Consider the following 25584-nt stretch of genomic DNA (forward strand, 5'->3'; position numbering starts at 1 on the left):
TTCCTCCTTATTTGTCCCATAATCCTTTAATATCGTATTGTTTTTCCAGCTCCCACTGTTTAATTTCAAAAAGCGGCGGCGTTTCGAATCCGTATTTCTTGCTGTGGAGCCATCCGAATTTGTCTTTCAGTTCCACAAGAAATTCCGCATATTTGAAAGGCCCAATAATGGCGTCAATCACCGGAACTTTTACATACTCTTGAAGTTCTTTATAAAATCCAAACTGTATCGTGCAGCCGAGTATGATGGCTTCGGCCCCGTCCTTTTCGACCGCTTCCTTTGCCGCATCTTTAAGTTTTTGTATTGTGACTTTTTCATCGGCATGAAAATCGTAAACTCCAAGGCCGAGAGATTTGAATGATGCCAGTTTGTCTTTCAGGCCGTTTAATACCACATTGTCCATCATCTGCGGAATCCATTTGTCCCTTCCAACTATAATCGAAAATTTGTGCCCGAGAGTCGCCGCAATATGCATGCACGCTTCAGCCGGAGCGGTGACCACCATTTTTTCAACTATTTCTCTTGCGTCGTGAAGCCCCGGGTCATAAAAGCAGCCAATTACGGCAGCATCATAACCGTCTTTTTCGGCCTGTTTTATTAAATGCAGCGTTTCGGGGATTACAAGCGCTTCATAATACCTGTACTCAAGATGTCTGGGGCCCCTTTTTAAAGAAACGACATCCACCTGTGTTTGAGGCTGTTTAATTTCATCAAGCGCATCTTTAATAGCCTTATCGAAGTCATCAGTGCCGACAGGGTTAATCCACAAAATTTTAGACATAATGCAAAATCCCTCCTTCCAAAAAATCTAATAGTTTTATTATAATTTTTTTAACTTATTAAAAGCCATATCTTTAAACAACAAAAAAATGAAGATTTTTTGTCGCATAAAGATAACAAGAATAACAGGCTGTTCATGGCAGAAAAAATATTCATCTGCCAATGACAGCCTGCACCCGACTTTGAATCTTACTTCATTTATAATTATGCATTGACAAGGTCATAAAAATATGGTATTTTAGAAAACAATAATTCATTAAAAACAGTATTCATGTATACATTTATTCTTTTTCAAAATTACATATTTATTCATTAAAATTAAATAAAGATGTAGACGGAAAGGAAGATGCAAATGTTTCAATGGTCAAAATCCAACGATGTACTTGGAACAGCAAACAGAGGCAATCCGGCCGAATCGAGCTTGTGCACTCTTTGCAGGGCTGATTGCCAGGGAAAGTGCGAAACATGGCTTTCCAGCCTTGTCGGCGTAAATATCGAAACTGAATTTGGAAGTGAAATCAAAACAAAATCAAAAAAACCTATCATGACGGGTGCCCTGGGCTCCACCTTCATTGCGGCCAAGTACTGGGATTCGCTGGCTATAGGGGCTGCTCTCGCAGGCTTTCCAATAGTGATAGGCGAAAACGTGGCAGGTATCGATAAGGATGCAGTCATTGAGAACGGAAAAATAAAAAAGGCGCCGGAACTTGATAGAAGAATAGAAACATATCTTCGGTATTTTGACGGATACGGTGCTATTTTTGTGCAGATGAATGTAGAAGATTCAAGAAACGGCGTAGCCGAATATGTTATTGAAAAATACGGCGACAGAGTAGTAATAGAACTAAAATGGGGGCAGGGTGCAAAATGCATCGGCGGTGAAATTCAGGTCAAGGACATAGATTACGCCGTCTTCCTAAAAAAGAGGGGCTACCTGGTAGATCCAGACCCGGAAAAACCTGAAATCATAGAAGGATTCAAAAACGGGGCCATTAAATCTTTTGCAAGGCACAGCAGACTCGGATATACTCATCTTTCTTCCTTTGAAGGCGTAAGAGAAGAATTTATGAAAACCGTAGAATACCTGCGAAAAATCGGATATAAAAAAATTACGCTAAAAACCGGTTCCTACGGAATGGAAATTTTAGCCATGGCCATAAAATTCGCTACTGACGCAAAACTTGATTTGCTTACAATTGATGGGTCGGGCGGCGGAACCGGCATGAGTCCCTGGAATATGATGGAAACATGGGGTGTGCCCTCAATACTTCTGCATTCGAAAGCTTATGAGTACGCGTCAATCCTTGCAAATAAAGGGAAAAAAGTGGTTGATATGGCCTTTGCCGGTGGTTTTGCAAGAGAAGACCACATTTTCAAAGCGCTTGCCCTCGGAGCTCCATTTACAAAGATAGTTTGCATGGGAAGAGCTTTAATGATACCAGCCTTTGTTGGTTCAAATATCGAAGGAGTATTGCATCCGGAAAGAAAAGCAAAGGTAAATGGAAACTGGGATGTCCTGCCGCCCACGGTCTCTCAGCTCGGCCTTAAAGCGGAAGAAATCTTTGCAGGTTACCACGAGGTAAAAAGGAAAGTGGGAGAAGAAGAAATGAAAAACATACCTTACGGAGCCATAGCCATATGGACCCTGGCGGACAAACTGGCTGCCGGCCTGCAGCAGCTGATGGCAGGAGCGAGGAAGTTTTCCCTCCCGGCAATTTCAAGAGAAGATATTGCTTCAGCAAACCGGGAAACTGAAAGGGAAACCAGGATACCCTTTATCACAGACGTTAAGGATGATATCGCATTAAACATTTTAAATTCTTAAATCATGGGCGGTTCTGTCTGACATGCCTGTCAGACGAACCGCCCTTATTTACTGCGAAACGGCCTCTTCCCAGCCGGTAATCAGGGTATCTTTAATCTGTTCTTGTTTTATAAAACTTTCTTTTGCCATCCCAGATGCGTGACCTACTGCATTTGTTTTTTTTATTCTTACTTCATGCTCCAAAATACATTAAGAAAGCATCTTCAAAGCTTTTATGAGAATATGATAATAAAGCCTTTTTTGTTCATCCTGAAATATATCTTCACCGGTTAGTTCTTTAACCTTTTTAAGACGGTACTTTATCGTATTGGGATGGGTGTAGAGCTTTTTCGCCGTATCTTTTATGCTGCCGTTGCTGTCCAGAAAAACCTCCAGTGTTTCTATAAGATTGCCATTTTTATGTCTATCATGCTCATAAAGCCTGGAAAACCACCTATCCCTTAATATATCCTCTTTTTTGTCCGGAATTGATATCAATTTATATATCCCTAGATCATCATAAAAATTTATTTTCCCCCTGCCGAATAATTTATTCCCTATATCTTTTGCAAAGATAGCTTCTTTGTACACCCTCTTTAATTCTCCAATATTTTCCATGCCTGAACTTACTCCAACCGATAACGTAACATCCGGATTCTTTGTGGAAAATCCGTTTATTACTTTATAAAATAAATCATTTAACATTTTTTTATACAGCATTTCTCTCTTATATTCAATTTGAGTAAAACCTATAAGAAGTATGCCGGCATCGCTTTTAGGGACAAAAAGCAGAACCCTGTTCTTTATATCTTTGCATGCTTCTTCAATAGCCTTTTTCAAGTCTCTTTTTATCTTTTGAATATGCTCTTCACCTTTTTCATAATTATCTCTGCAGTATTTTTCGAAATCGTCAATATCAAAAATGACAACAAAGTTTTTGTCAAGGAGGTTTAAACCAAGGGTCCGGGCTCTTTTTTTCATCAGTTCATCCGAAGTATATGCATCATTTATTACGTCTTCAAAAAAGTCTGATTTAAGTCTTTGTTCCGTTTCCAGGATAGCCAGATTCTTTAATATGTCTATCTTTAAAGCAGTAATTGTCCCAGGAAATGCAATTTTATACAATTTATTGTCAAGCTCAGTCATTTCACCCTGCTTTATAACTAATAAATAATAATCCATCTCATCATTGATATTCACAATGGAAATTGCTAGATTAAAGCCATCTTCCCAGGAGACAATGTGGGTTTGATCAGGTTTATTTTTATTTCTTTTGTGTAAAATATTTGCCTCAATATAACTTTTTGTAAAATCGCATATTTTTGTTAAATCTTCTTCGATTAAACTGCCATTTTTCCCTCTTAAAATCATATCAACAAGTTTAAAATTTTCGTCGAGAAAAAGCACGCTTTTATTTGTAATCGCCGATAATTTGTCTATTATCTCATGCACCCCTCCATTGGTCAATAATATATTATTCATCACATTGTTAATCTCCTGCGCTTTTTTTAGAGCCAGCTCTTCCCTGTTCAGTAAAGCTTCGTATGTTTTTTTCATGATTATGGAATAAGGTACTTTTCTTTCTATTAAAAATAAAGGAAAGTTTATTTCATCTGCAAGCTTTATCAAACAATCGGGCACCTGAGGAAACGGATCATTGCCCGGATGTATGCAAATACACGCAGCTTCACCTCTGCTCAAACCTCTTATAAGATTGAGTCTCTCATCAATAGTTTTATATGGATATAGCGTGGTTAGTATCATTTCTCCACCTTGAAGCCATTCTAAACAATCGGGGATTTCTATAACGCTTACCGATTTTATAACCCTGATTTCCCCGTTTCTTCCACCAGCCCAATAAACGCCGTCCTCTTTTAAAATTTCATAAGCCTCTTTTACAGTTATGCCTTCCATCAAAATTCCTCCATTATGGCTTTGTCTTTCAAAAATAAATAATATGCTTAATTTTGTTTTTAACTGCCAACGTTATTTTTATTTTACGAGCAGGAAAAAAGCTAGTTTTATTTAATATATTATACCAACTTTTTTATATTTTCATCAAAATGTCAAAAATTATCGTAAAAATGCGGAGGTGATATCGAAAAAGTTCCTGCTCCAAAAATTTATATATTAAACTACACAAATTTTTTATTTTCTGAAAGGAGTACAGTAGTATGGAAAAAAGTAAAAATCAAGTAAATTTTGAAGAAGAGTATTCTCAAAAGCCGATACCACAGTCGATGCGGAAACATTGGTTTTATGCGGCCAGCGTATACATTGGAATGTGCGCTGTTCTTGCATGTAGCATGGCAGGCGGAGGCTTGATTTACGGCCTTACATTGTCGCAGGCCATTCTAGCCATGTTTTTAGGTCTCGTAACTCTACTTGTATTTTTTTATATTCCGCTTGGCAAAATTGGAGCGGAACAGGGATTAAACACTTACATGATCGGCGAATGCGCTTTTGGAAAAAGAGGAAGCGATATAGCAACATCCTTTATTGTCACTGTCATACCGTGTATTGCCTGGTACGGCATTGAGGTTTCAATAGCGACCCAGGCGATGGCAGCTGTAATTCCCATGAGCAAAATAGTTTTTAATATTGTAACATTAATATTTGGTATCGTATTTGCGTTTCCTGCCATGTATGGTATTATATCCATGGCATGGTTAAACTGGATAAGTCTTCCTATAATGATTTATATCATTATATTTGGTGTCGGCAAAGCTATAATGGGAACAGGAATAAGCGGCCTCTGGGCTTATAACCCGCAGCAAAATATGGGACTGATGTGGGGCATAAACATGCAGATCGGTATGATTGCCGTAGGATGTTCTTTCGTTGCCGATTATACAAGATGGATAAAAAATAAGTGGAGCGATATGACGTATTCGGGCATTGTAGGTCTTTTCCCGGCTACTTCAGTTCTTACAATCGCCGGTATGATTATGGCCCTTTCGGCAACGAAACTCGGTGTAAAGGAACCATGGAATATAGTAGAAGTTATGATGAAATTGGGTATGCCGGCTATGGCCCTGGTGTTTGTGTTTTTGCTCCAGTGGACCACATGCATCACATCTGCATACAGCTCGGGTCTTGCATTAAATAAAGTGTTTGGTGGCAGCAGATTCTATCTTACGCTTTTTTCCGCTCTAGTCGGCACCGCATTTGCCATATCGGGTATTGTAAGCCATTTCCTTGGCTTTGTATCGATACTCGCTTCCTGGGTAACGCCTGTTGCCGGTGTAATAATTACCGAATACTTCTTCGTTTCCAGAAAAAGTTTTATTCAAAAGGAAGGCATATACTGGCCGGGTTTAATTTCCGTATTAATCGGTGGTTTTGTATCGTGGAAAGTTAAATTCTTCATACCGGCCATAAATGGACTTGTCATAGGCGGATTATTATACTATATCTATCATAGAGCTTTGGGTCTGTGTGTTTCGACTGAAAACATGGTTAAAGCGGAATAATAAAAAGCTTAAGGTTCCCTTCGAGGAGCCTAAAGAAGACCGGTAAAAGTCCGGCGATAAAAAAATCCGCAGGTCCCAGTACCTGCGTAATAGTTACATGCCCGGATAAACTAATTCTAAACTGCCGCCAGACTATATTACTGCTGGGATATTTTTATTGAGACTTCTCCATGGATTTTACAGCATCCTGCATATTCTTTTCCGCAATCTGGGCCTTGATCTTTATGAGATTGGGGTCCTTTTCCTTTATGGCCTGACCCAGTTCTTTCAATGAATATTCCACCTTACTGGTGGTCCCCATATCCTTAATCTGGGGTTTTACGGTTTCCCACACCCTCAGGCCGCTGTTTATGGCTTTTTCAGCCTCAGCATCCTCTCCGGCAAGAGCCCTGTATGTGGCGTTTCTTAAATTATACAGCACTTTTTTGGCATCCGGAGGGGATTTAGTCTTGAACAATTTTTCAAAGGATACCGTTTTTTCATAGAGGTCATTGGCCGCCAGCAGTCCTTTATAGAGTTCCTGCCGGGTAAGGGTCATGGTGAGTTCATTGAGCTTCTGGCTGAAGCCGTCCACCAGGTCCAGTGTGGCCCCGCTCTTTATGGCTTCGGGCTGGAAACTGTTCCATTGAGAATGAATTTTTGTTATATCCTTTTCGAATTTAGCCCAATCAGGCTTTGGAACCTGACCGGTCTGACCCTGGCCTCCCTGTTGCCCCTGACTCCCCTGCTGACCTCCCTGTTGGCCTCCCTGCTGCTTCCCCTTAGACTGGCCTTGCTCCTGTTTTTTCTCCTGCCCGGCAGGTTTTGCCTGGGTTGGAGGTTTTGGAGGTGGAGCCTGCTGTTTTAAAAACTCCTTTTCAAAATCCTTTATAAGGCTTTCTATACTCGTCTGAAGTTTTTTCAGGTTCTGGGATTCCTGTTTTTCATCGCCTGTCGGCTTTCCAGGGGATTTTGCCGGCTTTCTCGAACAGCCTTCCATCAATCCCATAGCAGCAATGGAAATAACAAGCAAAATGGCAAATAAAAATACTCCCGGTTTTTTATAGGTATTCATAACATCACCTCAAAAAAATCCCCTAGGAGTATTTTTCCCAGGCATATTATCTTTATCCATATTTATTAAATTTGTCAGGATTCAACAAGGGCAAACATGAGCTCTCCTTCTGCAGCCACCTCGCCTCCGATACTGGCCCTGGCTCTGCCCTTTCCCACAGGGCCTTTAACCCTGGTGAGTTCCACTTCCAGTGTAAGGCAATCTCCCGGAACTACCTGCCTTTTGAATCTCATACCATCTATACCCGCAAAAAGGGCCAGTTTTCCCCTGTTTGCCTCAGCGCTCAAAATGGCACAGGCTCCTACCTGGGCCAGTGCTTCCACTATGAGCACTCCCGGCATGACGGGCCTTCCGGGAAAATGACCCTGGAAAAATGGCTCGTTTACCGAAACATTTTTAATGCCAACGGCTCTTTTGCCCTCTTCCAGTTCCAGTATCCTGTCCACCAACAAAAAAGGGTGCCGGTGGGGTATGATCCTTTGAATATCCTCAACGGTTAACATTTTATCCACTCCTTCTAAATTTATTGTGATTGAAATTAATCAACGAAATTAATCTTAAGGAAATGAGGCGGGCGCAGCGTTGCTCCCACCACTTAATCTGCCGGTAATTATTATCCCCCCTCCCAGAGGCCTCAACTTGCCTCCCGGAGGCTTATTTACAATCCTGCCGTCATAATACATGGTAGCGGAAGCACCGCCGTCCAGAGCCGCCGCCTGTTTTACTCCCATTTGCAGCAAAAATGCGGATAGCTTTTTTAAGCTTATTCCCCTGCCGGGTCCGCTGCCCTCCACCGTCACCAGCACCACCCTGTCATCCCCGGTGATGCCGATGGCGCTTCTAGCCACAGGGATGGTGGTAAGGCCGATTCTGGGCTCCCATCGCTTTACCACTGCTTTTCCATCCCTTATAAGGAAAGGACCGGCCTCCATGGCATTTTTTATTTCATTCGGCTCAATCTGTGGGAAGTCCACATCAAATCCTGTTTCGACTTCCATACCCTCTTTTATTTTTTCCAGAATGAGTTTTTTTATGGAAGAATCCTTGCCTATGTAAAGGACATTGGCTTCAGGCGGGATCTCCACATAAGATCCCAGGACAATATCCAGGACCTTTCCCCGGCTTATCACCAGATTGGTTCCCTGGGGCTTTTGCCGGGTTGAAGTACCGTATCTGGGGGTGTAAAGTATGGCTTCTTTTGATGAACCAAAGCGGTTGAAACCGTCGAGGTAAAATCTTTTTCCTCCTGCTTCTACATAAGCCCTGGCTTTAATCGGCTCAAGATGGGGTTTGCCAGAGTTATCAATAAAGAAAACGGGAGTTTCGCCTGTGGGCATGGTAATCCATTCCCCATCAATTACCACATGCCCGATAGGCTGGCCGTAAGACTGGAAAAAACCACCGTTTATGGCTGCCAGGGCGAGATTTTTTTTTGCCATGTCTTCCAGGGTTTCAAAGCCGAAGACCTGGTCAAAGGATAAGACGGGTTTTATTGAAAACTCCGGATTTTTCGGGTCAATAATCAGAACATACGCCTTTTCGCTGCCGGATTCGATAGGAATCACTTTCTCCTCAAAGAAAAGGGCATCATTGAAAATATATCCCCTGGCAAAAATATTAATAAGCAGTGTGGATATTAAAAATATACTCTTTAACGCAATCACCCCTTGAAAATTTTCAGGGACGAACCAAAAGCCCGTCCCTGACAGAAGTTATATCCTTTTTTATACATATTTTGACATCTGAGAGTAAATCTGCTCCGCCAGGCCAAGGTTTCCGCTTTTGGAAAGTTCCTCTGCCAGAGCCTGGTCATGCATTGATTGAACGATGTCAAAAGAAAGGCCCTGTTCAAAAAAACCGTTTTTGGGAACCGTCTCTCGCATTTTTTGCAGAAGATAATTTATAAAAATGGATTCGAACTGCTGGCATGCCTTTTTCAGTTCCTTAGATGCGGCGCTCTTTTTTACCGCATCGTTTTGCAGTAAAAACTGGGTTTTGTCCGTTATTATATCCATTGTCTATCATCCCTATCGTCTGAGATTATTTGCCTCTCCCAGCATCTCATCGGAAGTCTGAATGGCCTTGGTATTTATCTCATAAGCTCTCTGGGCGGTGATAAGATTTACCATCTCTTCCACCACCTGCACATTGGACATCTCCAGAAAACCCTGGAGGATAGAACCATATCCCGGGTCAGAAACATCCTGCTTTAACTGGTATTCCCCCGATGCGGCGGTCTGTTCAAATAAATTATTGCCGGAAGCAAGTAACCCTTCGGGGTTCATAAATTTCACCAGCCCGATCTGGCCCAGTTCCTCGATATTGCCGGTTTCATCCTTTCCCGTTATGAGGCCGTCGGAGGAAATGCTAATATCCTGATATCCCTCAGGAATTGTTATGTAATCCTCATCGGAACTCAACACATAATAGCCCTCTGATGTGACCAGATTTCTGTCGGTGCCGTCCAGCGTAACCTTAAATGACCCGTCCCGGGTGAAGGCCCGGGTACCGTCGGGCTTTTCCACCATAAAAAACCCGTCTCCCTCAATGGCCAGGTCGAAGGTGTTTCCTGTCTGCTGCAAATTTCCTTCGGTAAATGTCCTGGTAGTAACCGATGGCCTAACACCGTGTCCCACCTGCAGACCTAAGGGGTTTCCCAACCCCTGCCGGTAAACATCGGGCCTTTTTAAGGTTTCATACAATAAATCCTTGAATTCAGCCCGGCTCTTTTTAAAACCGGTGGTATTCACGTTGGCCAGATTATTGGAAATAACATCCACATTGAGCTGCTGTGCCAGCATTCCCGAACTGGCACTCCAAAGTGCCCGCATCATGTCGAAAACCCTCCTTTAATTTTTTGTTCACTGCTTCGGTCATTCCGCAGTGGAGGGCCCCTGCAATGCAGTCCGGCCCTTAATAACTATATTATAGCCTGGCTATATCGTTCACAGCTTTGCCCAGGGTGTCGTCGTTAGCTTTGACAACCCTCTGACTGGCCTCATAGGCTCTAAAGGCAGTAATTAAATCCACCATTTCACTGATGGGGTTGACATTGGACCCTTCCAGAGCCCCCTGGATTACCTCGCTGTTGGAAGGAAGGGGCTGCTGGTTTGAAACATAAAGATTATCTCCCTCTTTCAATAACTGCCTCTGGTCGGCAAAAGCCGCCACCAAAAGCCTGTCCACAAAACTGCCGTCGGAAAACACCTCGCCGCGCCGGTTTATGGAAATATCTTTACCATCAGGCAGTTGGATAGGACCGTTTAGTCCCAGCACATAATGCCCATCCCCGGTAACAAGATATCCCTGTTGATTTCTTGTAAAGCTTCCATCCCTGGTATAACGGACTCCGCCCGGAGTTTGCACTTCGAAAAATCCTTCTCCGGTCAGCGCAAGGTCCAGCGGGTTGGATGTATTTTTGATAGAGCCCTGGGAAAAATTCGTATTTATTTCATCCAGCATCGACCCGGTTCCGAGCACTCCGATAAAAGGTTTTGGATCAATTTTATCCTTTGGGCTTAAAACGGCAGGATCGCCGATACGATGAATATTCATTTCCGGAAAAGCCCGAAATATTGCTCTGTCCTTTTTAAATCCGCTGGTGTTTACATTGGCCAGATTGTTGGATATCACATCGGTCCTGGCCATCTCCGCAACTAAACCCGAGGCCGCCGTATACAGACCTCTTATCATTCCATCACCTCCTTGGAAAAATTCCCGTGGCTATTTGGTATAAATTGCGTTGGGGCCCAGCATGTCCAGATTTTCGAGAGCCCTGCCCGCCCCAAGGGCGACACAGGAAACCGCATCTTCGGCCACAGTGACCGGTATGCCGGTTTTATGAGAAATTAATCTATCAAGGCCTCTAAGCAGAGAGCCACCGCCGGTCATGACTATACCCCGTTCGCTGATATCTGAGGAAAGCTCCGGCGGGGTCTTTTCAAGCACTCCAAAAATGGCATTGACTATCTGTTCAACGGGTTCCTGCAAAGCCTCGCGGGTCTGCTCGGCTGTAATGGTTATATTCTGAGGAAGACCGGTTATGAGACTCCTTCCCCTCACATCCATGGCTGCAGAATCGTCACCTTCGGGAAAAACATTGGCAACGCCTATTTTCACTTCTTCGGCGGTCCTTTCTCCTATCATCAAATTGAATTCTTTTTTTACGTATCTCACAATGGCTTCATCGAATTTGTCACCAGCTACCCGGATGGACTCACCGCATACAATGCCTCCAAGAGAAAGCACGGCAATATCGGTGGTGCCCCCGCCTATGTCCACCACCATACTTCCAAAGGGTTTTGATATATCTATGCCGGCGCCGATAGCAGCCGCTATGGGTTCTTCAATTAGAAAAGTCTGCCGGGCTCCCGCAGCAGTAGAGGCTTCAATGACGGCCCTCTTCTCTACCGTGGTTATGACCGCCGGTACGCAGATCATAATTCTCGGACGGAAAATTCGGCGTGGAACCACCTTATTTAAAAAATACTTGAGCATGAGTTCGGTAGTGGTGTAATCGGCAATGACCCCCTCCCGAAGAGGCCTTATGGCTACTATGTTACCCGGAGTCCTGCCTATCATTTTCCGGGCTTCTTCCCCCACAGCCAGCATCTTGCCGCTGTCTTTGTCTAGAGCCACCACGGAAGGCTCTTTAAGCGCTATCCCTTTTCCCCGAACATATACCAGAACTGATGCCGTCCCCAGATCAATGCCTATATCCATGAAAAATATGTAACCTCCTGTCAAATTAAACAACATTTAGTGTTTTAATTCTACATTTTTATAAAAAATCCTTCCTATATTTTGTTTAAAGTTGTTAAAGATTTAAATACTTTTTTTTGGTGGCCTTTCCTCCCCGGATATGCCGCTCGGCCTTGTTGTATTCCAGGACATCCTTTACCAATTTCGCTTTTTCGGGATTTATCTCCGGCAGCCTCTCGGTCATGTCCTTGTGCACCGTGCTCTTCGAAACTCCGAAAATTTTTGCCGCCTGCCTTACGGTGGCTTTTGTATCGATAATATATGCGGCAACCTCAAGGATCCGTTCTCTCATATAGTCCTTCACGGCAATTCCCCCTCCAAGCAATTTTAGTAAATATATATGATGTTTAATCTCTTTCTAGAAGATAAAAAATTAAAAGTGCGGCATTTTTTCCGCACTTTTTAAACCTAATTCAGCTTCGGGAGGTATTGCTGAGGGTCTATATTTTCTTTACCTTTAAATACTTCAAAATGAAGATGTGGCGGGTCTTCTATCTCATAAGGAGCCGTCTTCCCAACCGCACCTATAATCTGGCCTTTTTTAACATATTTGCCTTTTTGTACCAGTTTATCTGATGAAAGATTTCCGTATAGTGTCCTGACATCTCCTCCATGGTCGATGACCACCACCACTCCCAGCCTGGGATCATTGCTTCTTACCTCCACCACCGTTCCGTCCATGGCCGCCTTGACCGGTGTACCCTCTTCTGCCGCAATATCAATGCCATGATGGGAATTCCATTGTTCCAGTGTTTTTGAATATATGAGTTTGTCCACGGCATAATCTGCTATAACCTTGCCTACCGCCGGCATGGCCATGGTGGTCAGGGAGGGCTGGGTTATAGCAACTGCGGTCTTAATTTCTAATGTATCATCCACCGTCTTTGACGGCTTCTGCGAAAAGTCTTCATCTTTTACGGCTGTATTGGCCTGGCTTTTGACGGTATTGTTTTGAGACTGCCCGTCACTTATCTCTCCGTTTTGCCCCAGGTTTTTTTTAGCACTTTCAGGTTTTTTCTGGGGGACGGGAATGCTGTACTCTTTTTTCAGTTGCTCTTCGTCCAGCCGGTTTTCGTTGAGGTTTACCTGCCATTCTCCCAGCTTCGGAGTTTGCTCCTGACCCGGGTTAATGTCCTGATGCATTGCCCTGAAAAGCCAGAATGCGCTGTTTACACCAAGAAGCATTATCAGCACCGCTGCAAAGACCAGAGTCCTTTTAGACATTTTGCCAATCATTCTTATCAGTTTGATATTTCCTACGGTTTTTAGCAGTTTACCAAATTTACCTATGGACAAGGGAAATTTCATCGGCCACTTGAATCGGTACATAAAATCACCTCATCATTATTATGACCAGAAATTTCCTCAATTATACATTCATTCCAGGGTCCTGGCTAATTGGGCGTTCCTACAATTGGAAGGCGCCTTGGATTACTTTTATAAAACCTTTTTGATTTCTACCCCCGTATAGTAATGTTTCAATATATCTACAAAAGTGGAGCCGTTCTTTGCCATGGCATTGGCTCCGTACTGGCTCATGCCCACGCCGTGGCCGAAACCCACGCAGGTGAATTTGATGCTCCTGCCGGTCCTTTCCCACTTGAAGTCGGTGGAATTGAGATCAAATAATTGCCTTATTTCTGTACCCTTCACCACTATGTTGCCCAGCTGCATTATTTTGACCCTTCCTCCGGCACTCCTTTCCAGAACCTTCCATTGCCGCTCGGGGTTTTTAGGGTCAATGGCCAGGTCTGGCCATTTCTGCCGGAGCTTATTTACTATTTCCTCAACAGGAATTTGCTTTACTTCAAGAAATCTCGGAGATATTTCTTCTCCTGGGCTGGTGACGCTGCGAAGGTATGGCTCATATTTTCCCCAGACATCTTCGGAGTTTTCGGTCTTGCCGTTGCTGGTGGAAAAAAACAGGGGATCGATGGGCTCTCCACTGTACAGCATGACCATGCCTGCGGTGGAGTTTACCGCCTGATTTATCTTGCTGTAATAATGATAATAAGAAAAAATGCCCCATTTTTTCAACATTTCACCTTTTGTGATCCATGCCTGGCAATGGGTGGGGTCATCACACACATCCGCCCCGGGATGAAGGCTGCAGCCGCTGCCTCCCGCCTGCACCCATCTTTTATACACATAAGTCCTGGCAGCCACGGCCTGAGCCTTTATTGCCTCCATATTGAAACTGGCGGGCATCTCCGCCGCCACTACACCTTTTACATATTCCTCAAGGGGTATGTTTTCAATTCTTTTTGCAGAATTTATGAAAAGGGCAACGGTACCTTTCTGCTGGCTTACTTTCGTTTTGGGCCTCACCTGCCCGCCGGGTCCTTCCGGCGGTACGGGCCTGCAGCTCTTTACTACCAGACCCGGAACGACTATGACAATGAGAAATATAAAAAAAATGAGAATGTATCCCGCCCTTTTCATCATATCCCTCCGGCTTCACATGAAATATTCTTTAATATTCTATTAGACAAATTAAAGGTATATGATTCTAATATAAGAAATTAGAAGCCAGAGATAAAAAGTCTGAATAAGGGTATCTTGACCCGGGAAAAAATAAAGGATTTTGCCTTTTGGGCAAAATCCCACTTAATGGAACTTCCAAACTTACACCTCACACTTTTTTATATTTGCTCCCAGCAATGACAGCTTCCCTACTATATCCTCATAACCTCTTTCCACGTGGTGAGCATTCATGACGGTGGTGGTGCCTTCCGCTGCAAGGCCCGCCAGGATAAGAGCTGCTCCGGCTCTGAGGTCCGTGGCCTTTACCGGGGCTCCCGATAGCTTTTCCACACCTTCTATAACGGCGCTGCGGCCTTCTATCTTGATTCGGGCACCCATGCGCTTGAGCTCTTCCACATGCATGAAGCGGTTTTCAAAAACCGTCTCAATGACCATGCTGGTACCCCTGGCCAGACTTAAAAAAGCCATGATCTGGGCCTGCATGTCCGTCGGAAAGCCGGGGTACGGCAGAGTCTTCACATCCGAGGGCAGCGGCCTGCCATCCCCTATCACCCTCAATCCTTCCGGTTCCTCGATAATCTGGGCTCCGCATTCAATCAATTTTGCTATGACCGGCTTGAGGTGTTCCGATACCACGTTTTCGAGTAGGATATTTCCCCCTGTTATTGCTCCGGCTACCAGAAAGGTTCCAGTTTCAATGCGGTCGGGAATGACAGTATAGGATATGCCCTTGAGCTGTTTTACTCCTTCAATTTTAATCAAATCCGTGCCCGCACCGCGAATATGGGCCCCCATGGAATTTAAAAAGTTGGCTAAATCAATGATCTCGGGCTCTTTCGCGGCGTTTTCCACCACGGTTTGGCCTTCTGCCAGTGTGGCAGCCATCATTATGTTTTCCGTAGCACCAACACTGGGAAAGTCCAGGTATATGGTAGTACCCTTTAGTTTTTCACACCGCGCCTCCACAAAACCGTGCCCCAATTCAATCTCTGCCCCCAGAGACGCAAAACCCTTAAGGTGCAGATCGATGGGTCTCGAACCAATGGCGCATCCACCGGGCATTGATATGCGGGCCTTTCCTTTCCTTGCCAGCAGGGGCCCCATTACCAAAAAAGAAGCCCGCATTTTCCTGACAAGGTCATAAGGGGCCTCAAAGGAATTTATGGGTGCCGCGTCTATTTTGATGGAATTTGCTTCGCATGATACCTTTGCTCCTAGAGACAGGAGCACTTCTTTCATAACCCTGACATCTTCAAGTTCAGGTGCATCTTCTATAATGCATTCTGCTTCGGTTAAAAGAGAAGCAGCTATTACAGGCAGCACCGCATTTTTTGCGCTGCTTATTTTGACGGTGCCTGAAAGTTTACTACCACCCTCTATAATAAAACACGACAACGCCTTTCCCTCCGCAAGCTTATTAGTACTCCACTGAAATAACCGGCGTTCCTATCCATATATAAGTCCTGTCATCTTCCAAATTATACCTCATGGCTATATTTACGTTATAGCTTTTTTCCAGGATGGTTATACTGTCGGACAGTTTTGGGGAATATCCTACCACACTGGTAGTATAATCATCCTTCATCCGTTCAAGATTTTCAATTTTCAGGTCCTTAGCAAATTGCTCCAGGATTTTATCCTGCTCAATCTCATTAAGTTTACCATCAAAAGTCCCGGTTATACAAGTGGTAATTCTTGACTGGCCTCCACTGGAAATAATAGCATCCCGGACTTTTGCCTGGAGTTCTTTTAATTTCTCAATATCCCTTGATGTCGCTGTCACCACCAGATATGTCTGCGGGTCTTTTTCATATTCCTCCGGCAACACCACTGATTGCAATATGACCTGGAGAAATGTGCCTGAATCAATCCATCCTTCTGTATTTATTATTCGGTACATTTCGTCAGATTCCTTCGTGATTTTAAAATCTTGCGCTTTCCCGCCAAAAAGTTTTATTATGCCGTCCTTATTTTTTTCCATCTCTGAAAAGCTCATAAACTCCCGATTTATGACAGACCAGTCTACCACATCAAATACTTCAAGCATGGCTCCGCACGATAGAAAGGTTGTTTTAAGCGGGTCTTTCTCTTCGGAACTCCAGGTGACACCCGGCAATAGCATTACAAGAATAATTCCCATAACCAGTATCTTGAAAAATTTCACATTTCATCCCCCCATAATTTTTTTCTTTATGATTATTGCCAAAAAAAGCATGTTTATGCCCCGTTTTGTCCTTTTTCCTCCGAAAAATTGTCCGTTATCACCACTGTCCTTCCGGGCAGTACTTCCATAAGGCCGAAACCAATATTATAATATTCTTCAAAATTCTCACCCACCACTTTTATTTTTCCGGGCTTCACAGCGGTTATAAGCGGCACATGCCCGGTGAGGATACCAAGGTTACCCTCCACGCCAGGCAGCACCACCATATTTACTTTTTTCACCAGCTTTTTTTGAGGCGAATATAAGCCTATCTCAAACGGCATACTTTTTTCTCCCCCTGATCTTTTCCGCCTTTTCAAAGGCTTCATCGATGGTTCCTACCATGTAAAAGGCCGATTCCGGCAGTTCATCACACTTGCCTTCGATTATTTGGGAAAATCCCTCCACCGTATCCTCGAGTTTTACATACCTTCCGGGAGTGCCGGTAAAGGCTTCCGCCACGAAGAAGGGTTGGGTTAAAAACCTCTGAATCTTTCTGGCCCTGGCCACTGTCAGTTTGTCATCATCGGACAGTTCCTCAATGCCCAGGATGGCAATGATATCCTGCAATTCCTTGTATCTCTGCAGTATCTCCTGAACGCCGCGGGCTACAGCATAATGTTTTTCCCCGACAATTTTGGGGTCCAGGATTCTGGAGGTGGAATCCAGAGGGTCTACAGCCGGGTAAAGCCCCAGTTCCGCTACCTGCCTGGAAAGCACCGTAGTGGCGTCCAGGTGGGCGAAGGTAGTGGCCGGGGCCGGGTCCGTGAGGTCATCGGCGGGAACATAGATGGCCTGCACCGATGTGATGGACCCTTTTTTTGTGGAGGTAATGCGTTCCTGCAGCATTCCCACGTCCACCGATAAAGTGGGCTGGTAACCCACCGCCGATGGGATACGGCCTAAAAGGGCGGAAACCTCCGAACCTGCCTGGATGTATCTGAATATGTTGTCGATAAAGAGAAGCACATCCTGCCCTTTCTCATCCCTGAAATACTCGGCCATAGTGAGGGCTGTCAGGGCCACTCGCATCCTGGCTCCAGGGGGCTCGTTCATCTGGCCGAAAACCAGGGCTGTCTTTTCCAGAACTCCGGAGTTTTTCATCTCGATCCATAGCTCATTTCCTTCCCGGGTCCTTTCGCCCACACCTGCAAAAACCGAGTACCCCTTTCTTTCGGTGGCAATATTTCTTATGAGTTCCATTATAAGTACGGTCTTACCCACTCCGGCACCGCCGAAAAGGCCTATCTTGCCGCCCCGGGAATAGGGGGCCAAGAGGTCCACCACTTTAATGCCGGTCTCAAATATTTCCTCTTTGGTCTCCTGTTCTTCAAAGGAAGGTGCAGGCCGGTGTATGGGCCACCGTTCCTTAACGTCTATGCCCTTTATGTCATCTATGGGCTGGCCCAGAACATTGAAAATCCTTCCCAGCACCTCTTCTCCCACCGGAACCTCTATGGGTTTTCCGGTGTTTATGACCTTCATGCCCCTGACCAGACCGTCAGTGGAGGCCATGGCTATGCACCTCACAGTGTCATTACCCAGATGATGCATTACCTCGATAACGACCTTCAGTGGTTTGCCCACATCCTGATTCCGGGGACCCTCCTGGGATCTTCCCAGGCCCTCATCTATTATTTCCAATGCAGTATATATGGCAGGAAGTTCCTCCTCGGGAAATCTTACATCCACCACAGGACCTACCACCGCTATGACCTCACCCAGGCTCTGTTTCTGCTTTTCTTCCACAAATACATTATCATCAATCAAACTTTCACTTCCCTTAAGATAAATTTCCTTAATCAACAATTAACGTATATGACATCATCTTCAGCGGTTGATACACGATTTTCTACTTGCTCTAAAGTTTTCACTGATAGCATATTAGTGCAAATAGTTTTCTGCACCGCTGACTATCTCGGTTATCTCTCTGGTGATGATGGCCTTCCTCTCCTGATGGAACTTAAGGCTCAAGTCTTCCAGCAGGTTATCGGCATTTTCGGTGGCACTTTCCATGGCCCTCATGCGAAAAGCCTGCTCACTAGCGTAAGAATGAAGATAAAACCCATAAAGGCTCATTTTCACATAAAATTTTACCAGCAGATTTATCAGTTCCTCTGGTGAAGGTTCAAATATATACAGGCGTTTTTTTTCGTTTCCTTTCTCTTTTTTCTCTGTTTTTTCGGGCGGAAGTATTTTTACCACCTTCACTTCCTGTACACCAGGACTTTTAAAATGAGTGTAGACGGCAAATATACTGCGGTTACTTTCATATTCCTTTATTGCTCTTTCAGAGATTTCCTCCAGGGCTTCGGGACTTATTTCTTTTTCCATGTCGGTATACTCCAGCAGCGGTTTAATCCCATGGCTTGAGAAAAACTTTTTGGCTTTGGCTCCTATTGTTATCACATCAAATTTATTTAAAGGTTTTATTTTATTTAAGACAACTTTGAGTATATCCGCATTGTATCCCCCAGCCAGGCCCCTGTCGCTGGCCATCACTATAAAAACCGGTGAATATTCATCTACGTTTTTTAACGTTGCAGGGATTTTTGCCATGATTTCTTGCATCCTGTCAAATACATCGCCAAAATCTAAAGCTTTCTTTTGAGCTACCTTTAATCTGGCCGAAGAAACCATATACATTGCGCCCGTGATCTTGCGCATATTTTTGATACTTGAAAGTCGCCTTTTTATGTCACGAATACCTGACATATGATATAAGAGGCCAGAGGTAAGAAGTCGGATGTCAGAATATGATTTCCGACTACCATAGTTCCTCTCGCCGTAACCTCCTTACTCGTAACTTACGCTTGATTTATTCTATCCCCTGTCTTGTCTTTTATGAACTCGGCGTTTTCGTCATCAGTCTGGTGAAGTTCTTCAGGGGATTCCTTTTCGCTGGGTTTAAATCTTTCCTTAAATTCCGTTATAGTTTTTCTAATTTTATCTTCCAGTTCATCATCCAATGCTTTTTTTTGTTCTATTTCCTCCAGCAGATCTTTGTGAATGGACCTTACATAGTCCAGCATTTCTTTCTCAAATCTTTTTATGTCGACGATGGCTACATCATCCAGGAATCCATGGGTCACCGCATAAAGGGCCAGTATCTCTGCGGTAAGGTCCAGGGGCTGAAGCTGATTTTGCTTTAAAATCTCTACTATGCGCTCACCCCGGGCGAGTCTTGATTTGGTTTCACTATCAAGCTCTGTTCCAAACTGAGCAAAGGCCGAAAGCTCTCGGTACTGGGCAAGTTCCAGCCTTATCCTGCCGGCTACCTGTTTCATTATCTTATACTGGGCGGCACCTCCTACCCTGGATACCGAAAGGCCTGCATTTATGGCAGGACGCACTCCGGAATAGAAGAGCTCCGATTCCAGATAAATCTGCCCGTCGGTAATGGAAATGACATTGGTGGGAATATATGCCGAGACATCCCCAGCCAATGTCTCCACTATGGGTAGAGCAGTCATGGAGCCTCCTCCGAACTTCCTGGAAAGGCGAGCCGCCCTTTCTAAAAGCCTTGAATGCAGGTAAAATATGTCTCCCGGAAATGCCTCCCGGCCGGGCGGCCTGCGCAAAAGCAACGACATGGCTCTGTAAGCTATGGCATGTTTGGAAAGGTCATCATATACTATCAAAACATCCTTTCCGCCGTACATAAATTCTTCAGCCATAGCACACCCTGCATATGGTGCTATATATTGCAGTGGGGCAAGTTCGCTGGCATTGGCGGCTACTACTATAGTATAATCCATGGCGCCGTTTTCTCGGAGTATCTCCACCAGCCGTGCCACACTGGAACTTTTTTGGCCTATGGCTACATATATACAGTAAACTCCCTTGCCCTTTTGATTTATGATGGCATCCACAGCTATAGCGGTCTTCCCTGTCTGTCTATCACCTATGATGAGTTCCCTCTGCCCCCGGCCTATGGGTATCATAGCATCAATGGCCTTAATACCCGTTTCTAAAGGTGTATTTACCGGCCGCCGTTCTATTATCCCAGGAGCCGGGTACTCAATGGGACGGGTTACCTGGGTCTTTATAGGGCCCCTTCCGTCTATGGGTTTGCCCAGGGCATCCACAACCCTGCCCAGCAGCTCTTCTCCCACGGGCACTTCCACGACCCTACCGGTAAGGTTTACCTCATCTCCTTCTTTAATCTCGGTATCCGGGCCTAGAAGAACACACCCAATGGAATCCTCTTCCAGGTTTAAAGCCATACCGTGAATGCCGTTTTTAAAGACCAAAAGCTCTCCTGCCATAGCCTTTCTGGCACCGTAGATTCTGGCTATACCATCACCCAAGCTCATCACATATCCTATTTCATCTACTTCAAGATGTTTTTCGTAACCCCGTATTTTATCTTCTATAACCGAAATTATCTCATCAGGCGCCAGGTTCATTTTCATTGCTCCTCACGTTATAGTAGCTTTGATGCGGTCGAGTTCGGACTTTATGGTGCCGTCTATCACCTGAAAGCCCATTCTTATCATCATCCCGCCGATGATGTCCGGCTCCAGGATATTTTCTATGATGACATGTGTATTATACAGCTTATCCAATTTTTTCTTGATATCCCACTTTTCTTCCTCAGTCAAGGGCACAACCGTATAAACCTTTGCGAACCTTTGCTCTTTATATTTACGGTAAAGATTCGAGTATTCCCTAAAAATTTCCTTCAGAGAATCCTGCCTGTTTTTGTCAATTACAAAAAAAATAAAATTTAACATTTCCTGACTTGTTTTTTGTGAAAAACTCTGCATTATTACATTTTTTTTGGTTTCCCTCGAAATTTCAGGATGGTCTAAAAAATGCCGGAACTTATTGTCAATTTTTATAATGTGACATATCATCCACAGTTCATTTTTAAATTCTTCTATTTTATCGGCTTTTCGGGCTACGGAAAAAAGGGCTTCCGCATAAGGACTGCTCACTGCAGCCATTGTCTTTCATCCATCCTTTCGATGACCCGGTGTATGAGCTTCCGGTGGTCTTCAGGCGAAAGTTTCTCCTCCAAAATTTTTGACGCTATCATTACGGATAATTCAGCCGCTTTTTCCATGACCTCAGAAACGGCCTTGCTCTTTTGCCTTTCAATCTCGCCGCGGGCCTGGGCCGTCATGCTTTCAGCTTCTTGTTTTGCCTTTTGTATAAGTTCCTGCCTGAGGGCAGCAGCTTCTTGTTTTGCCTGTTCTATTATGGAACGCACTTCGGCATGGGCATTTTTAATTTTTGCCTGATATTCTTTGTAAAGTCCTTCTGCTTCAATTTTCCGTCTTTCGGCTTCATCAAAAAGGGATTTCAAATCTTCCCGGCGTTTCTTTAAAAAATCCCCCAGGGGTTTATACAAAAACCTTTTCAAAAAATAAAAGAGTATAAACACATTGATGAGTTGAAATATCATGGTATAAACATTTACCAGCATACGATCGAGCCTTCTTTAGAGCAATCTTGCCAGAGGATTGGCGAAAATAAGTATCAATGCAATGATAAGACAGTATATGGCACTGGTTTCTGCCACAGCGTCACCCAGCAGCAAGGTCCTGATTATATCCCCCTGGGCATCCGGCTGTCTTGCCACCGCTTCAGCAGCCTTACCGGCGGCTATCCCCTGACCTATTCCGGTACCCAGAGTCCCTATCATGGCAAGGCCTGCGCCCAGGGCGGAAAATGCTAGAATCAAAGCTTTTCCATCAATTGCGGACATTTTCATATTCCCCTTTCGTAAAATTGATTTTTCAATCGGCAGCCATGGTCACAAAGGTCATAGTGAGCATGATAAAGATGAAAGTTTGAAGCACGCCCGCAAACACATCAAAATAAAAATGCAGGGGCGCAGGGATCAGCACCGGAACTACAGAATATACCAGCCCCATTATTATCATGCCGCCCAGTATATTGCCGAAAAGGCGGAAAGCCATGGAAAAAGGGTTGGCAATCTGACCTATGACATTCAGCGGGGCCATGAAAGGAAGAGGCTCGAAAAATCCCTTGATATACCCGGTTACACCTTTTCTCTTTAAGCCTTCATACTGGGTAAGCACAAAAGTGATGCCCGCCAGGGTGAGGGTAGTAGATAGGTCTGCCGTAGGTGGTCTAAAGGTTAGTAAACCTATCAGGTTTGCAACAGCTAAAAACATTGCCAGTGTCCCGATATACGGCACAAATCCATCTTTGCCTTCGCCCATTGTAGATTTGATCAGGCCTTCCAGCCCTTCATACAATATTTCCACCACATTTTGAAGTCCATGCGGTATCCGTTCAAAGTTTTTCCCGGCCACGTATCCGAAAATTATCAATCCTGCCATTATCCCCCATGTCACCACTACCGTCTCCGTCACCGGAATATTTATGCCAAATAAAGGCAAAATGAAAACTACCCTTGGGAAGAATTCCATCTTTTCCACCTCCCAAGAATAGTATTTGAATAAATCACCAGTTTTATTACCATTAGGCCGGCTATTGCAGCTGTAAAAACATCAAAGCCCAGTTTAAGGCAGATTAATAAAGCATTCATGATAATCGTTAGCCGGATGAGATAAATGCCGTACATAACGATGAAAGCCTGGCGATAACCGGATTTTATAGATCTTATAATGCTTATGTAGAGCAAAATATAATTTATGTTTGATACAAAAGATCCCGCCGCAAGTCCCATTACCCACCGACCGCTTTTATCCAGCAACAAGGATGTAAGTACTGCCCCCAGGGATATGAAGCTGTTCATCCGGAGTATTTTTCCAAAATCCCGGCTCAATCTTACCATTTTATCACCTGCATCTTTGAAACTTACTAAAACAATTCTTGAGCTTTAATTATTATGTCCTGAATCAACATTAAAAAGCCTGCTTCCACTTGACATGGAAACAGGCTTTGTTTATCAGCCGTTCATCAACCCGATCTTCTCTTATAGTCCTAGTTCCCTTTTACTTCTTCAAGAGTCTTCACCCTACCGGCTTGACGTCTTCTTTCGCTTCTTTTAATGCATGCAAAGTTTGAATGTAACCGCAAAGAGAACACCATCGTTGGGGCAGCTACCATATTTTTCTTTAGGAAATTTTCAAAGGTACTCAGTCAATCTAACGCTGTTCACGGTTTTTTATGCGATTACAATTAATTTTACAATGACTGCACTCAGTAGAGATATAAAAATAGAAGACATTAGGCCTAGATACAAAGGCTTAACTCCAACTCTTTTTAAGTTTGAGAAACTTAAATCTAAACCCAATGCTGCCATGGCGGATGTCATAAGATATCCATCTATAGTGATTAAACTTTGGGATATCTCTTTAGGAATAATAAATATGGAATTAATTATAACTACAGCTAGAAACATTATGACAAACCAGGGAATGGATATTTTCTTCAAATCAAAACTTTTTCCTTTGCTGTTTCCTATTTCACTAAAGCTTAAGTAAATGGTCACCGGAATTATAAACAATACTCTGGTTAACTTTACAAGAGTAGCTGTAGTCCCCGAGTCAGGTGATATAGCAAATCCTGCCGCTACCACCTGTGCCACTTCATGTATCGAGCTGCCTGCCCACATCGAATAAAATGATACATCCATATTTAAAATTCTGTAAAGAACTGGGTAAAAAAACATAAATATGGTCCCAAAAAGAGTGATGCTACCTATTGCAAACGCTACATCTTCTTCTTCTGATTTAATAATAGAATTAGCCGCAGCCACCGCAGATGCCCCGCATATGGATGTTCCGGTGCCTATAAGTGTGGAAAGTTTATATGGGATTTTCATCTTTTTACCCATGTATTGGGTAAATAATAGAGTCAGTGTAGAAACAACAATTATAAGTATCACAGCCTTTAATCCTATTTTGCTTACTTCAGTAAGGCTTAATTTAAATCCTAACATAATTACCGCAAGCCTTAATATCTTTTTTGAGCAAAATTTTATCCCATCTATCATATTTTCTTTTAACCCTATTGTATTTTTTATTAATGCACCTATTAAAATGGCTATTATTAGAGAGCTAAAATTCATTTTTTTAACAATATCAATACCTTGAATAAGGTATGAAGCAATTGTAGCTAAAGTTACTATAAATATCCCATTTGCATATTTTAAAACCAATCGTCCTCCTCCTTTGCCCAATTATTATCAAGCTATGACAGTAACAAAGAAAGCTTGCGGTATTTAAGCAAAATAATGAAGCGAGCAGAAGCTATGCAAATGAAGTGTCTTCTGAACCCGCTCCAATGCATTAAATCTGATGTTTGTATATTCTTATATTTTGAATGCATACATGATTTTTTAGGTTTTTTGTATATTGTATAAATTATGGTTTTATATGTGGTTTCCTAAATAATCTGTCTGCATACTGAGCAACCAGTTTCTTATTGTACTCAAGCCCTCCATCTACATTTTTACTCATATATACCGGAGGAGTATATCCCTTTGACAGCATTATTTTTGTAGCTTCGATCACTGTCCAGTTCAAAAGTACAGCCGAAGTAACTGTAGAAGTGGGCCCCATCTTAACCGGCATTCCTTCTATTTCTATTGCGGCATCTCCCGATAAACCTTTATTATCTAATATTACATCAGCAAATTCATATAGTTTTTTCCCTGAAGAATGTCTAGAAGTCTGGCTTTTTGAAAATTCAAGGGCTGTTACTACAATAACCTTATTGCCTTTTGATTTAACATATTGAGCTACTTCGATACCCAATGGATTTCTTCCAGAGTTAGATATTATTATGAAACAATCATTGGGTCTTAAATCATAATCTTCCATTAATTTTGTCCCAACACCCTCTACTGTTTCATAATAACCTCTGGCCGGTTCATCCAGTGCTTTGACGGGAATTAAGCCTCCGGCCCGGCCTGCTACTTCAAGGCTTGCTGCATGGGAATGGCCGCTTCCAAAGGAATGTACAATTCCACCATTCATTATAGATTCTGCTATAATTTCTGCAGCCTTTTTCACGTTTTCTGATTGGGTTTCTTTTATTTCTTTAATAAAGCCTTCAATCGCTTGAATATAGTCCTGCATTT

27 protein-coding genes are annotated in these 25584 nt (G+C 43.4%); 2 read left to right on the top strand and 25 right to left on the bottom strand.

Going from position 1 to position 25584, the window contains the following annotated elements; all coding sequences use genetic code 11:
- Positions 1-7 precede the first annotated feature (7 nt).
- Positions 8-781, bottom strand: a complete 774-nt coding sequence (locus D2962_RS15205; RefSeq protein WP_122015479.1) for an aspartate/glutamate racemase family protein — start codon at positions 779-781, stop codon at positions 8-10.
- A gap of 351 nt (positions 782-1132) precedes the next feature.
- Between D2962_RS15205 and D2962_RS15210 the strand changes: the two genes are divergently transcribed.
- A complete protein-coding gene (locus D2962_RS15210) occupies positions 1133-2605 on the top strand; it encodes a glutamate synthase-related protein (RefSeq protein ID WP_122015480.1) in 1473 nt (490 codons plus the stop codon).
- Between the two features lie 189 nt (positions 2606-2794).
- Here the strand turns inward: D2962_RS15210 and D2962_RS15215 are convergent, their stop codons facing one another.
- The gene (locus D2962_RS15215; RefSeq protein WP_122015481.1) at positions 2795-4498 is read right to left on the bottom strand and encodes a PucR family transcriptional regulator; all 1704 of its coding nucleotides are present in this window, start codon (positions 4496-4498) and stop codon (positions 2795-2797) included.
- A gap of 260 nt (positions 4499-4758) precedes the next feature.
- On the opposite strand from D2962_RS15215, the gene D2962_RS15220 reads away from it, so the two are divergent.
- Complete coding sequence (locus D2962_RS15220; protein ID WP_120767238.1) at positions 4759-6057, top strand: purine-cytosine permease family protein; 1299 nt, start codon at positions 4759-4761, stop codon at positions 6055-6057.
- 154 nt (positions 6058-6211) lie between these two features.
- On the opposite strand, the gene D2962_RS15225 is transcribed toward D2962_RS15220, so the two are convergent.
- The 23 genes from D2962_RS15225 to D2962_RS15335 all read right to left on the bottom strand — a co-directional run bounded on the left by D2962_RS15225 (position 6212) and on the right by D2962_RS15335 (position 25582).
- Positions 6212-7111 carry a hypothetical protein gene (locus D2962_RS15225; RefSeq protein WP_122015482.1) on the bottom strand — a complete coding sequence of 300 codons (900 nt, stop codon included), beginning with the start codon at positions 7109-7111 and terminating at the stop codon, positions 6212-6214.
- 74 nt (positions 7112-7185) lie between these two features.
- A complete protein-coding gene (gene fabZ, locus D2962_RS15230) occupies positions 7186-7614 on the bottom strand; it encodes a 3-hydroxyacyl-ACP dehydratase FabZ (RefSeq protein WP_120767240.1) in 429 nt (142 codons plus the stop codon).
- A 54-nt stretch (positions 7615-7668) separates the two neighbouring features.
- Positions 7669-8676 (bottom strand): phosphodiester glycosidase family protein, encoded by a 1008-nt coding sequence (locus D2962_RS15235; RefSeq protein WP_162991249.1) that lies wholly within the window; start codon positions 8674-8676, stop codon positions 7669-7671.
- A gap of 159 nt (positions 8677-8835) precedes the next feature.
- Positions 8836-9126: a rod-binding protein gene (locus D2962_RS15240; protein WP_120767242.1), complete on the bottom strand. Its 291-nt coding sequence runs from the start codon at positions 9124-9126 to the stop codon at positions 8836-8838.
- 12 nt (positions 9127-9138) lie between these two features.
- Positions 9139-9945 (bottom strand): flagellar basal-body rod protein FlgG, encoded by an 807-nt coding sequence (gene flgG / locus D2962_RS15245; protein ID WP_122015484.1) that lies wholly within the window; start codon positions 9943-9945, stop codon positions 9139-9141.
- 91 nt (positions 9946-10036) lie between these two features.
- A complete protein-coding gene (gene flgF, locus D2962_RS15250) occupies positions 10037-10804 on the bottom strand; it encodes a flagellar basal-body rod protein FlgF (RefSeq protein WP_120767244.1) in 768 nt (255 codons plus the stop codon).
- A 30-nt stretch (positions 10805-10834) separates the two neighbouring features.
- A complete protein-coding gene (gene mreB / locus D2962_RS15255; protein WP_120767245.1) occupies positions 10835-11833 on the bottom strand; it encodes a rod shape-determining protein MreB in 999 nt (332 codons plus the stop codon).
- A 94-nt stretch (positions 11834-11927) separates the two neighbouring features.
- Complete coding sequence (spoIIID, locus tag D2962_RS15260) at positions 11928-12176, bottom strand: sporulation transcriptional regulator SpoIIID (protein ID WP_120767246.1); 249 nt, start codon at positions 12174-12176, stop codon at positions 11928-11930.
- Positions 12177-12280: 104 nt separating this feature from the next.
- Positions 12281-13201 carry a M23 family metallopeptidase gene (locus tag D2962_RS15265; protein WP_122015485.1) on the bottom strand — a complete coding sequence of 307 codons (921 nt, stop codon included), beginning with the start codon at positions 13199-13201 and terminating at the stop codon, positions 12281-12283.
- A gap of 108 nt (positions 13202-13309) precedes the next feature.
- Positions 13310-14317: a stage II sporulation protein D gene (gene spoIID, locus D2962_RS15270; protein ID WP_245984750.1), complete on the bottom strand. Its 1008-nt coding sequence runs from the start codon at positions 14315-14317 to the stop codon at positions 13310-13312.
- A 180-nt stretch (positions 14318-14497) separates the two neighbouring features.
- On the bottom strand, positions 14498-15751 hold the full coding sequence (murA, locus tag D2962_RS15275; RefSeq protein WP_122015487.1) for a UDP-N-acetylglucosamine 1-carboxyvinyltransferase: 1254 nt from the start codon (positions 15749-15751) through the stop codon (positions 14498-14500).
- A 22-nt stretch (positions 15752-15773) separates the two neighbouring features.
- On the bottom strand, positions 15774-16520 hold the full coding sequence (locus tag D2962_RS15280; RefSeq protein WP_120767250.1) for a YwmB family TATA-box binding protein: 747 nt from the start codon (positions 16518-16520) through the stop codon (positions 15774-15776).
- Positions 16521-16573: 53 nt separating this feature from the next.
- The gene (locus tag D2962_RS15285; protein WP_162991250.1) at positions 16574-16843 is read right to left on the bottom strand and encodes a F0F1 ATP synthase subunit delta/epsilon; all 270 of its coding nucleotides are present in this window, start codon (positions 16841-16843) and stop codon (positions 16574-16576) included.
- Positions 16833-18326 (bottom strand): F0F1 ATP synthase subunit beta, encoded by a 1494-nt coding sequence (gene atpD / locus D2962_RS15290; RefSeq protein ID WP_245985137.1) that lies wholly within the window; start codon positions 18324-18326, stop codon positions 16833-16835. The genes D2962_RS15285 and atpD overlap by 11 nt, the downstream gene beginning before the upstream one ends.
- A gap of 117 nt (positions 18327-18443) precedes the next feature.
- Complete coding sequence (gene atpG / locus D2962_RS15295; protein ID WP_120767252.1) at positions 18444-19274, bottom strand: ATP synthase F1 subunit gamma; 831 nt, start codon at positions 19272-19274, stop codon at positions 18444-18446.
- A 92-nt stretch (positions 19275-19366) separates the two neighbouring features.
- Positions 19367-20968, bottom strand: a complete 1602-nt coding sequence (atpA, locus tag D2962_RS15300; protein ID WP_122015488.1) for a F0F1 ATP synthase subunit alpha — start codon at positions 20966-20968, stop codon at positions 19367-19369.
- Positions 20969-20980: 12 nt separating this feature from the next.
- Positions 20981-21508 (bottom strand): F0F1 ATP synthase subunit delta, encoded by a 528-nt coding sequence (locus D2962_RS15305; RefSeq protein WP_120767254.1) that lies wholly within the window; start codon positions 21506-21508, stop codon positions 20981-20983.
- A complete protein-coding gene (gene atpF / locus D2962_RS15310) occupies positions 21496-21990 on the bottom strand; it encodes a F0F1 ATP synthase subunit B (protein ID WP_120767255.1) in 495 nt (164 codons plus the stop codon). Before atpF ends, D2962_RS15305 begins: the two co-directional genes overlap by 13 nt.
- Positions 21991-22005: 15 nt before the next feature.
- Positions 22006-22272: an ATP synthase F0 subunit C gene (gene atpE, locus D2962_RS15315; protein ID WP_120767256.1), complete on the bottom strand. Its 267-nt coding sequence runs from the start codon at positions 22270-22272 to the stop codon at positions 22006-22008.
- Between the two features lie 31 nt (positions 22273-22303).
- On the bottom strand, positions 22304-22963 hold the full coding sequence (gene atpB / locus D2962_RS15320) for a F0F1 ATP synthase subunit A (RefSeq protein ID WP_122015489.1): 660 nt from the start codon (positions 22961-22963) through the stop codon (positions 22304-22306).
- On the bottom strand, positions 22942-23331 hold the full coding sequence (locus tag D2962_RS15325) for an ATP synthase subunit I (RefSeq protein ID WP_122015490.1): 390 nt from the start codon (positions 23329-23331) through the stop codon (positions 22942-22944). The genes atpB and D2962_RS15325 overlap by 22 nt, the downstream gene beginning before the upstream one ends.
- A gap of 333 nt (positions 23332-23664) precedes the next feature.
- Positions 23665-24660, bottom strand: a complete 996-nt coding sequence (locus D2962_RS15330; RefSeq protein WP_162991251.1) for a YeiH family protein — start codon at positions 24658-24660, stop codon at positions 23665-23667.
- A gap of 205 nt (positions 24661-24865) precedes the next feature.
- Entirely contained in the window at positions 24866-25582 is a 717-nt protein-coding gene (locus tag D2962_RS15335) for a sugar isomerase domain-containing protein (RefSeq protein WP_122015492.1), read from the bottom strand.
- Positions 25583-25584: the final 2 nt, after the last annotated feature.

This window comes from Biomaibacter acetigenes (assembly GCF_003691585.1).
GTDB lineage: Bacteria > Bacillota > Thermosediminibacteria > Thermosediminibacterales > Tepidanaerobacteraceae > Biomaibacter > Biomaibacter acetigenes.